We start from the raw sequence: 14,631 nt of genomic DNA, 5'->3' as shown, positions 1-14,631 counted from the left end.
GCCCGCAGGGGCACGATGAAGGTTTCGCGTTTTTCGTCGACGGTGTTTTCGTTGAGCACCAGGGTGATCTGCGAGGTGATCACCTCGTTCTGATTACTGGTTTCCTCGAAGTTATAGCCACCATCGCCGTAGTTGCCCCAATAGTTGACGTAGACCAGATACGTGCCGTGCAGCGGCGCGGTCATGGTGAACATTTCCGGGCCGGGGCCGTCGACACCATCCGGGTCGAGGCCGCCGCCATTGCTCAGCGCCGGCCGTGCCCAAAAGGCATGCTGACCGTCGGGGGTGACAATATGCAGATCCAGCTCGGCTTTCGGGTCGTCCCATCCCAAGACAAGACGAATCTTCGCCGGCGTGCGCAGATTATTTGCTTCATAAAATTGCACGCGCTTGAGCGACTGGCCCTCGGCGCTGATCACTTCGACGCTGTTGGAGCCGGCGCCGAAGACGTAAGGCCGGGCAAAACGCCCCTGGTCATCGGTGTACAGATTCAATGGATTGCCGTTGACGGCGAGGCTGTGCGGCGGACGCATGTGCCCGAGGGCTTTGAGCTGGCCCTGGATCATCGTGCGATTGCGCTGAATGCCGCGATCGATCGGCGGCGTCGGGTAGGCGACCTGCGGATTTTCCGAACGATCGAGCAGGCCGTGATAACGCCAACCGCCGACCGGCTCGGACAACTGCGCAGTCGGCGCGGCCCACAGCGCAGGCGCGCAGGCGAGGCCGATCAGCAGCAAAAGAAATGAACGCATGTGACGCCTCCTGCCATGCCTTGAACGAAACCTTGCACCCGATCCTCGGTACTTCACAGCGGTGAACTGCGTTTCGTCTGAATACCCCGCAACTGTCGGGGCCGTAGAAGCCGCGAAGAGTAGCGATTCGGCAGTTTTTTAACAATCGGATACATGTGTGATTGCTGTAGGACTCTCGCCATCCGGGTAGACGATGAGCCGAATAGCCGGCATATTCGGCTCACCAAATGAGCCGAATAGCGTTTTTATTCGGCTCACGCTTCTATGACAGGTGATCAATGACCGCACACTGGATCTGGCAACAACCCGATTGGCCCGACTTCAACTGGCAAGCAGAGCGCCTCGCCCCGCTGCTGCGCGAGTGCGTGCAGACGCAGGGCCGACTCTTGGGAATGGCCGGCTCAGTGGGCGATTCGATGAGCGCACAGAGCGAGCTCGATGCGTTGCTTCAGAACATCGTCACCTCCTCCGCCATCGAAGGTGAGCAACTGAATGTCGGCTCCGTGCGTTCTTCTCTGGCCCGGCGCCTGGGTCTGGAATGGGTTGATCGCGATAGCGTCAGCCAGCGTAGCGAGGGCTTGGCGCAATTGATGCTCGATGCCACCCATGGCTTCGACGAGCCGCTGACCCTGGCCCGATTGCTGGAATGGCACACCTGGCTTTTCCCCGCCGAGGAAGCGATGTTCAGCGCGCGGCCAATACTCGTCGGTACCTTGCGCGGCGACGAACCGATGCAGGTGGTGTCCGGACGACTCGACCGGCCAACGGTTCACTTTGAGGCGCCACCGCGCCAAGGGCTGGAACAGCAAATTGAGCGTTTTTTGAGCTGGTTCGAAGCCAGCCGCGATCAGGTTTCGCTGGATCCGCTGTTACGCGCAGGCATCGCGCATTTCTGGTTTGTCACTCTGCACCCTTTCGACGACGGCAACGGTCGTCTGACCCGCACAATCACCGATCTGGCGCTGGCGCAAGGCGAAGCGCAGGCGATCCGCTTCTACGCGATGTCCGCAAGCATTCTCGAGGATCGCGCCGGCTATTACCGGATTCTGGAGTCGAGCCAAAAGGCCACGCTCGATATCACCGAATGGCTGAGCTGGTTTTTGCAGACACTGCTGCGCAGCCTGCAGCAAGCCATCACCCGGATAGATTCGGTGTTGGGCAAGACTCGCTTCTGGCAGGCGCACCGCGAATCCGACCTTTCAGCGGAGCAGATCAAAGTGCTCAATCGCTTGCTCGATGGCGGTGAGCGCGGTTTCGAACAGGGCCTCAGCGCAGGGCAATATCAAGCGGTTGCGAAAGTATCCAAAGCCACCGCGACGCGGCATCTGGCGGAGTTGCTGGACAAGGGCTGCCTGCAACGCCTGCCGGGCGGCGGACGCAGTACGCGTTACAAAATCAACTATCCGGATTGACTCGCCGACCGTTATGGAGAGGCTTGGCGACGGCCCGCTCATTTGCCCATACCCCCCCTATCTGCTAGTGTCGCGCCGGTTTAACGTCTACCGGAATTTGCCGCCATGGCCCGCAAAAAAGCTGCACTGGATTTCGAACAATCCCTCGCCGACCTGCAAACACTGGTCGAGCGTCTGGAGAACGGTGAATTGTCGCTAGAAGACTCGCTGACCGCTTTCGAGCAGGGCATCGGCCTGACCCGTGACTGCCAGGCGGCGCTGGCCCAGGCCGAGCAGAAAGTGCAGGTGCTGCTGGAGCGCGATGGCGAGCTCGCCGAGGAACCCTTCGACGCGGATGAGCCAGAATGATCGCGGCGTATTCGGCGAGCAGTCAGGCCCGGGTCAACGCGGCGCTGGAAACGCTGTTCAACGCGCCGCTGCCGGAACTGGCGCGGCTCTACGAAGCGATGCGCTACAGCGTGATGAACGGCGGCAAGCGCGTGCGCCCGTTGCTGGCTTACGCGGCGTGCGAAGCCCTCGGCGCAAAGGCTGAACAGGCCAGCGGCGCGGCGTGTGCGGTCGAGTTGATCCACGCCTACTCGCTGGTGCACGACGATTTGCCGGCGATGGACGATGACGATCTGCGTCGCGGCCAGCCGACGACCCACAAGAAATTCGACGAAGCCTGCGCGATCCTCGCCGGTGACGGCTTGCAGAGCCTGGCCTTCAGCGCCCTGCTCGATCCGCGCCTGAGCGATTGCAGCAGCGACATCCGTCTGCAGATGGTCACGGCGCTGGCCCATGCAGCCGGTCCGGCGGGCATGGTCGGCGGCCAAGCCATCGATCTCGGTTCGGTCGGTCTCAAGCTCGATCAAACGGCCCTCGAGCAGATGCACCGGCACAAGACCGGCGCGCTGATTGAGGTCAGCGTCAAGCTTGGTGCCCTGGCCAGCGGCCGCGCCCAGCCTGATCAGCTTCAGGCTTTGCAGACTTATGCACAGGCCATCGGCCTGGCCTTTCAGGTGCAGGACGACATCCTCGACGTGGAAAGCGATACCGCGACCCTCGGCAAACGCCAGGGCGCCGACATTGCCCGCGACAAGCCAACCTACCCGGCGCTGCTCGGCCTCGACGCCGCCAAGGCCTACGCTCTGGAACTGCGCGATCAGGCCTTGCAGGCGCTGCGACCGTTTGACGCGGCCGCCGAGCCGTTGCGCGAGCTGGCGCGGTATATCGTCGAGCGACGCAACTGACGGCGTATCGGCCAAAAAAGACCAACGCGTGGGCAGGGGGCGATGCATCAGGTAAACTGCCGCATCTTTTATACCTATAACGATTCGCCTGATGCCCACGACGTTTCATGAGATTCCCCGCAAGCGCCCGACCACGCCCCTGCTCGACCGCGCGAACACGCCGGACGGCCTGCGCCGGTTAGGCGAAGCCGAGCTGGAAACCCTGGCCGATGAGTTGCGCCTGGAACTGCTCTACACGGTCGGCCAGACCGGTGGGCATTTCGGTGCCGGCCTGGGCGTGATCGAGCTGACCATCGCGCTGCATTACGTCTTCGACACCCCGGACGACCGTCTGCTGTGGGACGTCGGGCATCAGGCGTATCCGCACAAGATCCTCACCGGTCGCCGCGAGCGCATGGCCAGCCTGCGTCAGAAGGACGGCATTGCCGCGTTCCCGCGCCGCTCCGAGAGCGAGTACGACACCTTCGGCGTCGGGCACTCCAGCACCTCGATCAGCGCTGCGCTGGGCATGGCCATTGCCGCCCGTCTGCAGGATAGCGATCGCAAGGCTATCGCCGTGATCGGCGACGGTGCGCTGACCGCCGGCATGGCTTTCGAGGCGCTCAACCATGCGCCGGAAGTCAACGCCAACATGCTGGTGATCCTCAACGACAACGATATGTCGATCTCGCGCAACGTCGGCGGGTTGTCGAATTATCTGGCGAAGATCCTGTCCAGCCGCACCTACGCGAGCATGCGCGAGGGCAGCAAGAAAGTCCTTTCGCGCCTGCCCGGCGCGTGGGAAATCGCCCGTCGCACCGAAGAATATGCCAAGGGCATGCTGGTCCCCGGCACCCTGTTCGAAGAGCTGGGCTGGAACTACATCGGCCCGATCGACGGCCACGATCTGCCCACCTTGATCGCCACCCTGCGCAACATGCGCGATCTCAAAGGCCCGCAGTTCCTGCACATCGTCACCAAGAAAGGCAAAGGCTTCGCCCCGGCGGAAGTCGACCCGATCGGTTACCACGCCATCACCAAACTCGAACCACTGGACGCCCCCGCCGCTGCGCCGAAAGCCGTCAGCGGGCCGAAGTATTCGGCGGTGTTTGGCGAGTGGCTGTGTGACATGGCGGCGGCTGACGCTCGTCTGGTCGGAATTACCCCGGCGATGAAGGAAGGCTCGGATCTGGTGGCGTTCAGCGAGCGCTTCCCCGAGCGTTATTTCGACGTGGCGATTGCTGAGCAGCACGCGGTCACTTTCGCTGCCGGCATGGCCTGCGAAGGTGCGAAACCGGTGGTGGCGATCTATTCGACGTTCCTGCAACGCGGCTACGACCAACTGGTACACGACGTCGCCGTGCAGAACCTCGACGTGCTGTTCGCCATCGACCGTGCCGGCCTGGTCGGCGAAGACGGCCCGACCCACGCTGGCAGCTACGACCTGTCGTACCTGCGCTGCATCCCGGGCATGGTCATCATGACCCCGAGCGATGAAAACGAATTGCGCAAAATGCTCACCACCGGCCACCTCTACAACGGCCCGGCGGCGGTCCGTTACCCACGCGGCAGCGGCCCGAATGCTGTCATCGAAAAAGATCTCGAAGCGATCGAAATCGGGAAGGGCATCGTTCGTCGTCAGGGCAGCAAGGTCGCCATGCTGGTGTTCGGCGTGCAACTGAGCGAAGCCTTGAAAGTCGCCGAGAAGCTCGACGCCACCGTGGTCGACATGCGTTTCGTCAAACCGCTGGATGAAGCGCTGGTACGCGAGATCGCCGGCAACCACGAGTTGCTGGTGACCATCGAAGAGAACGCAATCATGGGTGGCGCCGGCGGCGCGGTCAGCGAATTCCTCGCCCGCGAGAACATTCTCAAGTCGATGCTGCATCTGGGCTTGCCGGACATTTACGTCGAGCATGCGAAACCGGCGCAGATGCTTGCCGAGTGCGGGCTGGATGAGGCCGGGATCGAAGCGTCGATTCGCCAGCGCCTGGCATTGCTCGCCCAATAAACGCAATACCCTTGTGGGAGCGAGCCTGCTCGCGAAAGCGGACTGTCAGTCAAAGACGAACTGACTGATACACCGCCTTCGCGAGCAGGCTCGCTCCCACATTTGATTTGTGTACACCTGAAACTCCCGTTGGACTGTCCATGAACCTCTCGCGCCTCGCCCTGCCCTTCCTCCTGCTGCCAACCGCCAGCGCCCTTGCCGATACATTCGAACGCGATCAGGCGCTGAAGCTGCCGGACACGCTGATCAGCGCCAATCGTCAGGTCGAAGCGCGCAACGACAGCAGCGCCGCCAACACCGTGTTCACCCGCGAAGACATCGATCGCCTGCAACCAAGCGACGTGCCCGATCTGCTGCGGCGCGTGCCCGGCGTGCAAGTGGCGCAGACCGGCGGGCGCGGCAGTCTGCCGGGGATCTACATTCGCGGCACGCAATCGGCGCAGAGCCTGGTGCTGGTCGATGGCCAGCGCATCGGTAACTCGACTTCCGGCGACAGCAACCTGCAACATCTGAACATCGAGCAGATCGAGCGCGTCGAAGTGCTGCGCGGTTCACGCTCGGTGATTTACGGCAGCGACGCGATTGGCGGGGTGATCCAGATCTTCACCCGGCGCGGCACCGAGCAAGGCTTGCAGCCACGCCTGCATCTGGGCTTTGGCAGTCAGCAGACATGGGAACGCAGCCTCGGCTTGTCCGGCGGCGACGAGAAAACCCGCTTCAACCTCGGCGCCAGCCTCGACGAAACGGCCGGAATCGACCGTACCCACGAGTCGTATCCAAGCGACAGCGACCATGACGCCTACCGCAACAAATCCCTGAGCCTGAGCCTCAGCCACGCGCTGACCGATGACGTCGAAGTCGGCGCCAATCTGCTGGATAACCGTGGCAGGAGCGAATTCGACAACCCGTTCGGCCGCTTCGACATGGACACTTTCGAGTCGGTGCAACAGCAGCCATACAGTGATTTCAATGTCAGCAGCATCAGCAGTTATGTCGATGCGCGGGTCAACGAAACCTGGAAAACCCGCATTGAATTCGGCCACAGCGAAAACCGCGAAAAGACCTTCGACAAGCTCAGCGACGAGCGCACGGTGTTCAACACTTATCGCGACTCGGTGAACTGGCAGAACGACCTGACGCTGGACGCTCGCAACAGCCTGATTCTGGGCGGCGACTGGTACGAAGACCGGGTCAACAGCAGCACTGCGTTTGACGAGGACAGCCGCTGGAATCGCGCAGCGTTCATCCAGCATCGCTATCAGGCCGACAGCTTCTCCACCGAGATCGGCCTGCGCCACGACGACAACCAGCAGTTCGGCAGCCAGAACACCTGGAGCGGCACCTTCACCCTGCCGCTGAACCCGGACAACGACGTGCTGCTGAGCTACAGCGAAGGTTTCCGCGCGCCGACCTTCAACGACCTGTACTACCCGGATTTCAGCAATCCCGACCTGAAACCGGAAACTTCGAAAAGCTACGAACTGCAATGGCGCAGCCAGTTGAGCGACAGCGCGCGGCTGGAAGCCTCGATTTACCGTACCGACCTGGAAGACGCGATCATCTTCGGCAGCAACTCACGCCCACAGAACGTTGCGTCAGCGCGGATCAATGGCTTTGAAGCGGCACTGAAGCACGAGCTGTTTGGCTGGCAGAGCAATCTTGGCGTAGCGATCATTGATCCACGTGATCGCGATACCGGGCATACGCTGGCGCGACGGGCGCGGCGCACGGCCAGTTGGGATCTGGATCGGCAGTTTGATCGCTTGGGACTCGGCGCCAGTTGGCAATTGGTCAGCGGCAGTTACGACGACTTGAACAACACCCAGTCGCTGGGCGGCTACGGCACGCTTGGACTGCGCAGCAGTTGGGCGCTGAACCGTGAGATCAAGCTGGATCTGAAGGTGGATAACTTGCTGGACAAGGGCTACAGCCGGGCGAATTACAGCTATGACGGCGCGCAGTATGGCTATCGCGAGGAAGGTCGGGCGTGGATGTTCGGGGTGACGTGGACCCCTGAACTCTGAGCTGAGATTTGTATTGGCTGGCTGACCTCTTCGCGAGCAGGCTCGCTCCCACAGTAGACTGAGTGCGGCCACACAGTTTGTTTTCAGCGAAAATCCAGTGTGGGAGCGAGCCTGCTCGCGAATACAGGCGATGCGGTCTACCGATCCGGCGCGATCAATTGGCATAGTTTGGCGGTGGCGCTGATCATCTGCCCGCTCGGTCGCTCAAGGCCTTTGTCACTGACCAATAGCAGTCTCCCCTGCCTGACCGCCGCCACCTGCGGCCAGGTCTTCCACGCCCCTAGCTGCGCCTGATCACCGGCGACAATCACTTCCGGATCACGCTGCAGTACCGCCTCGATACTCACCTGCGGCGCCGGCAGATTCAGCTCGGCGAAGACATTGCGCGCGCCGCACACCTCAAGCGCATCGCTGATGATCTGACCGCCACCGATGGTATACAGCGGTTTGTCCCAGACTTGATAAAACACCCGCAGCGGCACATCACGACGATAACGCTGACGAAGGTCATCCAGTTGCTTGCGCAATTCGGCCGCTCGTTGCGCCCCGCGTTCAGGACGCCCGAGCTGTTCGGCAATGGCTTCGATCTGCGCCGCGAGTTGCGCCAACGTATGCGGCTCGGCGACGAAGGTCGGAATGTTCAGGCGCTTGAGCTGATCACGCTGCCCCGCGCCGACGCTACCGGGCCAGAGCAGCAGCAAATCCGGTTTCAGGCTGAGCAAGCGCTCCATGTCGAGCTGGCCGTAGCGGCCCACTGATGGAACATCCGCTATCGCCGCCGGCCGCTCGCCCGCATCCAGTACGCCGACCAGCAGGTCAGCGGAATCCAGTTCAACGACGATTTCAGACAGTGAGGGGGCGAGGCTGACCACACGCAGTGCGGCCAGCGCCGGGCTGCTCAGGGCGAGCAGCAGAACCGCCAGCCACAGGCGATGCATCAGCCGAGTTGACGCGGAATATGATAGAGGTAGAACAGCACGGCGGTGGACAGCGCCAGCAACATCAACGGCACGGCTTCGAGGCCGACGAATACCGCCAGTGCGCCAATCCAGGCCGGCAAGGACGCTACCAGCAACGCCGTACGCCGACGCGCCGCAAGGGCAATCCAGGCGGCGGGTTCTTCGGCGGTATCGAGGGCTTTTTGCGTGGCGATCAGGGCGTGTTTGTAGCGGGCGAAATACTTCAGGCTGACAAACATCGAGGCGACGCCGGCGATGAACAAAGGCATTGCCAGCACTGGCAGCAGGCCCTGGCCTTCACCGAACAGCGCGTTGAGCACGAACAGCGGCAACAGCGCCAGCGCCAGGTATTGCCACCAGGCCACCGACAACCGCCGCCGCACCTGGCCACGGGTCACGCGCGGTCGACCTCGCCCTGATGCTCGTTGCCCATCATGTGGTCGAGCTTGCTGGCCTTGGTCGCCAGATAGAGTTTGTTGTGCGGATTGTGCCCGGTGTGCAGCGGCACGCGCTCGGCGACGACGATGCCCATGTCGGTCAGCGCTTTGACCTTGCGCGGGTTGTTGGTCATCAGGCGCAGGGATTTCACGCCCAAATGTTCGAGCATCGGCAGGCACATCGCGTAGTCGCGCTGATCGGCGGCAAAGCCCAGACGCTCGTTGGCTTCCACGGTATCGGCGCCGCCGTCCTGCAACTCGTAAGCGCGGATCTTGTTCAGCAGACCGATGCCGCGCCCTTCCTGACGCAGATACAGCAGCACGCCCCGGCCTTCGCGGGCGATCGCCTGCAACGCGGCTTCCAGTTGCGAGCCGCAGTCGCAACGCTGGCTGAACAAGGCATCGCCGGTCAGGCATTCGGAATGCAGGCGACCGAGTACCGGGGCGCCATCGGCAATTTCACCGAGGCTCAGCACGACGTGCTCACGCCCGGTGCTCTCATCGAGAAAGCCGTGCATGGTGAATTGCGCAAAAGGCGTTGGCAGCTTGGAAGCGGCGACGAAGACGACAGGCACCGATGTGCTCCTGATCTAGAAGACTGAAAATTCGCAGGCGGGCATTGTAACAGCAGGTTCCTGTGGACGCTTAGGCTGAATTATCGGGCATAACCATCAAAAAGTTTGATGACAGTTGCCATGCGCTCCCACAGGACATTGTGATCATTTTGGATCAAACGGATACGGCTGCTGCCACCTCTCGAAGACCGGCTTCAACTCTCCGCTCTTGACCAGCTCCGCCATGCGGCGGTCATACAGCGCCATCAACGCGCGAGCCTGTGGGGTATCGGCGAAACCGAGAAACAGCGGCAACTCAGTCAGATGCGAATAGCGATACTGCGCCGGATCCGCGGCATCGCGCACGACCGCTTCAATCTCGGTCAGCGCATCGATGTAGTAATCCGCCCGGCCCTGCTTGAGCATCAGCAGAATGCCGGTGCGCCGTTCGATCTGGTTGAAGCGCTGGATGTTCGGCAAGTAGTTTTCGTAGCGGTAGCCGCGCACCCAGGCCAACCGATATTTGCCCAGGGTCGCCTGGGTCGGCGGCGGGCTGCTGGCCAGGCCCAGCGCGTAGATGTGATCAGAATCGAACTTCGATTGCGGGTACAGCACATGCTCGGCTTCGTCGCGGTAGGAGCCGACCAGCGCGTCGACTTCCTTCAACTGCACCAGCCCGATCGAACGGGTGTACGGCACCGTGCGGATGTCCAGCTTGACCCCGGCCGGCTCGAACACTTTGCGCAACACGTCCCAGGCCAGACCGTGACCATCGGCGGCGGTGTAATCCTCCCAGTCTTCGCTGGCCAGATGGATCACCCCAGGCACAGGCGCGGCGGCCTGCGCGTGGGCGAACGTGCCCAGCAGAGCCAGAAGCAGCAGCGCCAACCCGCGTCGCAGCATTGCGTGGTTCCTCACGTGAGTCGAATCAGGCGAATGCCCATACCAGCCCTTGCATCGCCAGCCAGGCGAACACACCGGCCAGCACGTCGTCGAGCATGATGCCGACGCCGCCATGCACGTGCTTGTCGATCCAGCGGATCGGCCACGGCTTGAGGATATCGAAGAAGCGGAACACCAGAAAACCCGCGAGCAACCAGTACCAGCCTTCCGGCACCAGCCACAGGGTGATCCACATGCCGACCATTTCGTCCCAGACAATGCCTTCGTGGTCGTGCACGCGCAAATCGTCAGCGACTTTGCCGCACAGCCAGAAGCCGAACAGCATGGTGATGCCGAGCATCAGCCAGTAGCCCCAGTCGGGCAGCATCTGCCACAGCGGAATGAACGGCAGCGCCACCAGCGAGCCCCACGTGCCCGGCGCTTTTGGCAAGGTGCCGGAGCCGAAGCCGAACGCGAGGAAATGCCACGGATTGCGCCAGACCGAGGGAGGCACGAATTCGGCAGGGACCTGTTTCGGGTGATCTGTCACGGTGTCTCCTGAAAATGTTGGTAGCCGCGAATCTGCGGAGTGATGTCGTGCCCGTCGCGGTCCAGCAGCAGCACGCCCTGGCCCGGCAGCACTCGCCCGATCACATGGATCGGCCAGCCGTCGGCCAACAGTGCCGGCAACTCGGCGGACGGCAAGGTGAAGGCCAGTACGTAATCATCACCACCGCTCAATGCCGCGCGCTCGGCACCGCGCTGGCCGAGAAACGCGACTAAAGCATCCGACAACGGTACACGCTCGCGTTCAATCTCAAGTCGCACCTTCGACGCCAGCGCGATATGCCCGCAATCGGCGAGCAGGCCGTCGGAGATATCCAGTGCCGCCGTAGCCTTGCCGCGCAGCGCCTGACCGAGGGCCAGTTGTGGTTGTGGCGACCAGTAATGCTCGAGCAGCGGCTGGGCGATATGCGCTTCGGCATCACGTTGGGCCAATACCAGCGGCAAGGCGCCGGCGGCATTGCCCAGTTCGCCGCCGACGCAGAGCAGATCACCGGCCTGCGCACCGCTGCGGGTCAAGGCCTGGCCAGCGGGTACGCGGCCGAACACGGTGACCGTCAGGCTCAACGGTCCGCGTGTGGTATCGCCGCCGACCAGCGCGACGCCGCAGCTTTGCGCCATGCGGTTCAAACCCCGGGCATAGGCTTGCAGCCAATCGGCAGTCACCGTCGGCAAGGTCAGGGCAAGGGTAAAGGCAACGGGCGCGGCGCCCATGGCGGCCAGGTCACTGACCGCGACGGCCAGCGAGCGCTGACCGAGCAGAAACGGATCGCAGGGGTCGGCGAAATGCACACCGGCCACCAGCGTATCGGTAGAAACCGCCAGCTGTTCCCCAGCGGGAACCGCCAGCAAGGCGCAGTCGTCGCCGATCCCCAGAGCAACGCCTTCGCCGCCCTGCGCACAAGGCGCGGCGGCGAAGAAATTGCGGATCAGCTCAAACTCGCCCATGGCCGAGAAAAAGTATTCAAGCGCCGATCAGCGCTTGAACGCCTTCACTTCAGCTTCACGCAGGCGCGGGGCCAGCTTGTCGAGCACGCCGTTGACGAACTTGTGGCCGTCGGTCGAACCGAACACTTTGGCCAGTTCGATACCTTCGTTGATCACAACGCGGTAAGGCACGTCGACGCGCTTGAGCAGTTCCCAGGTCGACAGGCGCAGAACCGCCAGTTCAACCGGGTCGAGCTCTTCGATCGCCAGATCCAGGCAAGGCGTCAGGGCAGTGTCGATTTCGGTCTTGAACTGCGGAACCCCGTGAAGGATTTCACGGAAGTAGGCACCGTCGACATCGGTGAAATCGTTATCAACGCGAAACTGCGCTTCGATCTCGTTCAGCGATTGCCGGGCCATGTGCCACTGGTACAGCGCTTGAGTCGCGAGCTGACGGGCTTCGCGACGCTTGGCGCTCTTCGACGGCTTGCCGGCATCCGCAGGTTTCGGATCGCGCGGGTTGAAACGATCGCTTTCGTCGCTAATCACTTGGCCTCCAACTGCGCCAGCAGGCTGACCATTTCCAGAGCGGACAGGGCAGCTTCGGCACCTTTGTTACCGGCCTTGGTGCCGGAACGTTCGATGGCTTGCTCGATGGAGTCGACGGTCAGCACGCCGAACGCGACCGGTACGCCGAATTCCATGGAGACCTGGGCCAGGCCTTTGGTGCACTCGCCAGCCACGTATTCGAAGTGCGGAGTACCGCCACGAATGACCGCGCCAAGGGCGATGATCGCTGCGAACTCGCCTTTCTGGGCGACTTTCTGCGCAACCAGCGGGATTTCGAAGGCGCCCGGTGCGCGGATGATGGTGATGTCGCTTTCGCTCACGCCGTGGCGAACCAGGGCATCAACGGCACCGCTGACCAGGCTTTCAACCACGAAGCTGTTGAAGCGGCCTACTACCAGAGCGTAGCGGCCTTTGGGGGCGATGAAGGTACCTTCGATGGTCTTCAGGGTCATTCGTCAGTTCTCTTAAAGAGCCGGGACGCGTCTGCTACGCGCCCCTCAGTGATTATTTGCCGCGAATCGGAGTCCGGAAACAGCCGGTCATTATTCGGAGGGCACGTATTCTACAACTTCCAGATCGAAACCGGATATCGCATTGAATTTCATTGGTGCCGACATCAAGCGCATTTTGCGCACGCCGAGGTCACGCAGGATCTGCGAACCGGCACCGACAATGCTGTAGGTGGTCGGTTTTTTCGGCGCTGCCTGCTCACCGGTTTCACGGATATGCGCCAGCAGCACGTCACCATCAAGCGGGTGACCGAGCAGCAGCACCACACCGCTGCCGGCCTCGGCGACCGCAGCCATGGCGGCGCGCAGACTCCAGCGGCCCGGTTGCTTGACCATCAGCAGATCGCGCAGCGGGTCCATGTTGTGCACGCGAACCAGCGTTGGTTCTTCAGCGCAGACAGTGCCCAGCGTCAGAGCCATGTGCACGTCGCCTTCCACCGAATCACGATAGGTCACCAGGTTGAATTGGCCCAGTTCGCTGTCCAGCGGCTGCTCGGCAATCCGCTGAACGGTACGTTCGTGGATCATCCGGTAGTGGATCAGGTCGGCGATGGTGCCGATCTTGATGTTGTGTTCGGCGGCGAATGCTTCGAGTTCAGCGCGACGGGACATGGTGCCGTCGTCGTTCATCACTTCGCAGATCACTCCGCTCGGCTCGAAACCGGCCATGCGCGCGAGGTCGCAAGCGGCTTCGGTGTGGCCGGCGCGAGCGAGGGTGCCGCCAGCCTGCGCCATCAGCGGGAAGATGTGGCCCGGACTGACGATATCTTCAGCCTTGGCGTCTTTGGCGGCAGCCGCTTGCACGGTGCGCGCGCGGTCAGCGGCGGAGATGCCGGTGGTCACGCCTTCGGCAGCTTCGATCGAAACGGTGAACTTGGTGCCGAAACCGGAACCGTTGCGCGGCGCCATCAGCGGCAGCTTCAACAGTTCGCAGCGCTCGCGACTCATCGGCATGCAGATCAGGCCACGGGCGTGCTTGGCCATGAAGTTGATGTGTTCGGCCTGGCAGCATTCGGCGGCCATGATCAGGTCGCCTTCGTTCTCGCGGTCTTCGTCATCCATGAGGATGACCATCTTGCCTTGGCGGATGTCTTCAACCAGTTCTTCGATGCTATTGAGCGCCACAAGGCACCCCCTTCTTTTGAATTATTTGAGGTAGCCGTTTTGGGCCAGAAAGCTTTCGGTGATGGTGCTGCCGGCGGTCTTCTCGGCGGCCTTGTCGCCCAGCAGCAGACGCTCCAGATAACGCGCCAGCAGGTCGACTTCCAGATTCACCCGGCGGCCCGGCTTGTATGAAGCCATGATGGTTTCGCTGAGGGTGTGCGGAATGATCGTCAGCATGAATTCGGCGCCATCGACTTCGTTCACGGTCAGGCTGGTGCCGTCGACGGTGATCGAGCCTTTGTGGGCGATGTACTTGGCCAGCTCTTTCGGCGCGCGGATGCGAAATTCCACGGCGCGGGCATTGTCGCTGCGCGAGACCACTTCACCGACGCCGTCGACGTGACCGCTGACCAGATGCCCGCCAAGGCGAGTGGTCGGGGTCAGGGCTTTTTCCAGATTGACCGGGCTGCCGCTTTTCAGGTCATTCATGGCGGTGCAATCGAGGGTTTCGCGGCTGACGTCGGCGGCAAAGCCGTCGCCCGGCAACTCGACTGCGGTCAGGCAAACGCCGTTGACCGCGATGCTGTCGCCGAGTTTGACGTCACTCATATCGAGCTTGCCGGTTGCGACGTGCACCCGTACATCACCGCCCTTTGGGGTCAGTGCGCGGATACTGCCGATGGATTCGATGATGCCGGTGAACATGGGGTTCTCC

16 protein-coding genes are annotated in these 14,631 nt (G+C 62.2%); 5 read left to right on the top strand and 11 right to left on the bottom strand.

The features are described from left to right. The coding region (locus tag D8U71_RS21100; RefSeq protein ID WP_130888592.1) for a DUF2135 domain-containing protein at nucleotides 1-752 on the bottom strand (752 nt) is incomplete at its 3' end. A 278-nt stretch (nucleotides 753-1,030) separates the two neighbouring features. Between D8U71_RS21100 and D8U71_RS21095 the strand changes: the two genes are divergently transcribed. From D8U71_RS21095 to D8U71_RS21075, 5 genes are all read left to right on the top strand, one after another. Beyond that, nucleotides 1,031-2,164: a Fic family protein gene (locus tag D8U71_RS21095; protein ID WP_130888591.1), complete on the top strand. Its 1,134-nt coding sequence runs from the start codon at nucleotides 1,031-1,033 to the stop codon at nucleotides 2,162-2,164. Nucleotides 2,165-2,269: 105 nt separating this feature from the next. After that, a complete protein-coding gene (locus D8U71_RS21090) occupies nucleotides 2,270-2,512 on the top strand; it encodes an exodeoxyribonuclease VII small subunit (protein ID WP_016772991.1) in 243 nt (80 codons plus the stop codon). After that, nucleotides 2,509-3,396: a (2E,6E)-farnesyl diphosphate synthase gene (ispA, locus tag D8U71_RS21085; protein ID WP_024014480.1), complete on the top strand. Its 888-nt coding sequence runs from the start codon at nucleotides 2,509-2,511 to the stop codon at nucleotides 3,394-3,396. Before D8U71_RS21090 ends, ispA begins: the two co-directional genes overlap by 4 nt. A gap of 91 nt (nucleotides 3,397-3,487) precedes the next feature. After that, nucleotides 3,488-5,386, top strand: a complete 1,899-nt coding sequence (dxs, locus tag D8U71_RS21080) for a 1-deoxy-D-xylulose-5-phosphate synthase (RefSeq protein WP_073475710.1) — start codon at nucleotides 3,488-3,490, stop codon at nucleotides 5,384-5,386. Nucleotides 5,387-5,526: 140 nt separating this feature from the next. Further along, nucleotides 5,527-7,410, top strand: a complete 1,884-nt coding sequence (locus D8U71_RS21075; protein WP_130888590.1) for a TonB-dependent receptor — start codon at nucleotides 5,527-5,529, stop codon at nucleotides 7,408-7,410. Between the two features lie 137 nt (nucleotides 7,411-7,547). On the opposite strand, the gene D8U71_RS21070 is transcribed toward D8U71_RS21075, so the two are convergent. From D8U71_RS21070 to D8U71_RS21025, 10 genes are all read right to left on the bottom strand, one after another. Beyond that, on the bottom strand, nucleotides 7,548-8,348 hold the full coding sequence (locus D8U71_RS21070; RefSeq protein ID WP_130888589.1) for a cobalamin-binding protein: 801 nt from the start codon (nucleotides 8,346-8,348) through the stop codon (nucleotides 7,548-7,550). Then, nucleotides 8,348-8,767, bottom strand: a complete 420-nt coding sequence (locus tag D8U71_RS21065; protein WP_016772987.1) for a hypothetical protein — start codon at nucleotides 8,765-8,767, stop codon at nucleotides 8,348-8,350. Before D8U71_RS21065 ends, D8U71_RS21070 begins: the two co-directional genes overlap by 1 nt. Then, on the bottom strand, nucleotides 8,764-9,381 hold the full coding sequence (gene ribA, locus D8U71_RS21060) for a GTP cyclohydrolase II (protein ID WP_024014485.1): 618 nt from the start codon (nucleotides 9,379-9,381) through the stop codon (nucleotides 8,764-8,766). Before ribA ends, D8U71_RS21065 begins: the two co-directional genes overlap by 4 nt. A gap of 144 nt (nucleotides 9,382-9,525) precedes the next feature. Then, on the bottom strand, nucleotides 9,526-10,263 hold the full coding sequence (locus tag D8U71_RS21055; RefSeq protein ID WP_130888588.1) for a transporter substrate-binding domain-containing protein: 738 nt from the start codon (nucleotides 10,261-10,263) through the stop codon (nucleotides 9,526-9,528). 25 nt (nucleotides 10,264-10,288) lie between these two features. Then, entirely contained in the window at nucleotides 10,289-10,792 is a 504-nt protein-coding gene (locus D8U71_RS21050; RefSeq protein ID WP_130888587.1) for a phosphatidylglycerophosphatase A, read from the bottom strand. Next, nucleotides 10,789-11,754 (bottom strand): thiamine-phosphate kinase, encoded by a 966-nt coding sequence (gene thiL / locus D8U71_RS21045; protein ID WP_110646078.1) that lies wholly within the window; start codon nucleotides 11,752-11,754, stop codon nucleotides 10,789-10,791. The genes D8U71_RS21050 and thiL overlap by 4 nt, the downstream gene beginning before the upstream one ends. Nucleotides 11,755-11,781: 27 nt before the next feature. After that, the gene (nusB, locus tag D8U71_RS21040; RefSeq protein WP_024014489.1) at nucleotides 11,782-12,282 is read right to left on the bottom strand and encodes a transcription antitermination factor NusB; all 501 of its coding nucleotides are present in this window, start codon (nucleotides 12,280-12,282) and stop codon (nucleotides 11,782-11,784) included. Beyond that, the gene (gene ribE, locus D8U71_RS21035) at nucleotides 12,279-12,755 is read right to left on the bottom strand and encodes a 6,7-dimethyl-8-ribityllumazine synthase (protein WP_003228649.1); all 477 of its coding nucleotides are present in this window, start codon (nucleotides 12,753-12,755) and stop codon (nucleotides 12,279-12,281) included. Before ribE ends, nusB begins: the two co-directional genes overlap by 4 nt. Nucleotides 12,756-12,845: 90 nt before the next feature. Then, nucleotides 12,846-13,937, bottom strand: a complete 1,092-nt coding sequence (gene ribBA, locus D8U71_RS21030) for a bifunctional 3,4-dihydroxy-2-butanone-4-phosphate synthase/GTP cyclohydrolase II (RefSeq protein WP_039761895.1) — start codon at nucleotides 13,935-13,937, stop codon at nucleotides 12,846-12,848. A 21-nt stretch (nucleotides 13,938-13,958) separates the two neighbouring features. Beyond that, nucleotides 13,959-14,621 (bottom strand): riboflavin synthase, encoded by a 663-nt coding sequence (locus tag D8U71_RS21025; protein ID WP_125918213.1) that lies wholly within the window; start codon nucleotides 14,619-14,621, stop codon nucleotides 13,959-13,961. Between the last annotated feature and the right edge of the window lie 10 nt (nucleotides 14,622-14,631).

The sequence above is a fragment of the Pseudomonas sp. Sample_21 genome (genome assembly GCF_004307525.1).
Lineage (GTDB): Bacteria > Pseudomonadota > Gammaproteobacteria > Pseudomonadales > Pseudomonadaceae > Aquipseudomonas > Aquipseudomonas atacamensis.
This window is presented reverse-complemented; position numbering and strand designations above follow the sequence as displayed.

What these genes read in the sequence shown, in the direction of transcription:
- D8U71_RS21070 (WP_130888589.1), bottom strand. Translation starts at nt 8,348, where the DNA reads ATGCATCGCCTGTGGCTGGCGGTTCTGCTGCTCGCCCTGAGCAGCCCG.
- D8U71_RS21075 (WP_130888590.1), top strand. Translation starts at nt 5,527, where the DNA reads ATGAACCTCTCGCGCCTCGCCCTGCCCTTCCTCCTGCTGCCAACCGCC.
- ispA (WP_024014480.1), top strand. Translation starts at nt 2,509, where the DNA reads ATGATCGCGGCGTATTCGGCGAGCAGTCAGGCCCGGGTCAACGCGGCG.
- thiL (WP_110646078.1), bottom strand. Translation starts at nt 11,754, where the DNA reads ATGGGCGAGTTTGAGCTGATCCGCAATTTCTTCGCCGCCGCGCCTTGT.
- D8U71_RS21025 (WP_125918213.1), bottom strand. Translation starts at nt 14,621, where the DNA reads ATGTTCACCGGCATCATCGAATCCATCGGCAGTATCCGCGCACTGACC.
- ribE (WP_003228649.1), bottom strand. Translation starts at nt 12,755, where the DNA reads ATGACCCTGAAGACCATCGAAGGTACCTTCATCGCCCCCAAAGGCCGC.
- D8U71_RS21095 (WP_130888591.1), top strand. Translation starts at nt 1,031, where the DNA reads ATGACCGCACACTGGATCTGGCAACAACCCGATTGGCCCGACTTCAAC.
- D8U71_RS21090 (WP_016772991.1), top strand. Translation starts at nt 2,270, where the DNA reads ATGGCCCGCAAAAAAGCTGCACTGGATTTCGAACAATCCCTCGCCGAC.
- D8U71_RS21055 (WP_130888588.1), bottom strand. Translation starts at nt 10,263, where the DNA reads ATGCTGCGACGCGGGTTGGCGCTGCTGCTTCTGGCTCTGCTGGGCACG.
- dxs (WP_073475710.1), top strand. Translation starts at nt 3,488, where the DNA reads ATGCCCACGACGTTTCATGAGATTCCCCGCAAGCGCCCGACCACGCCC.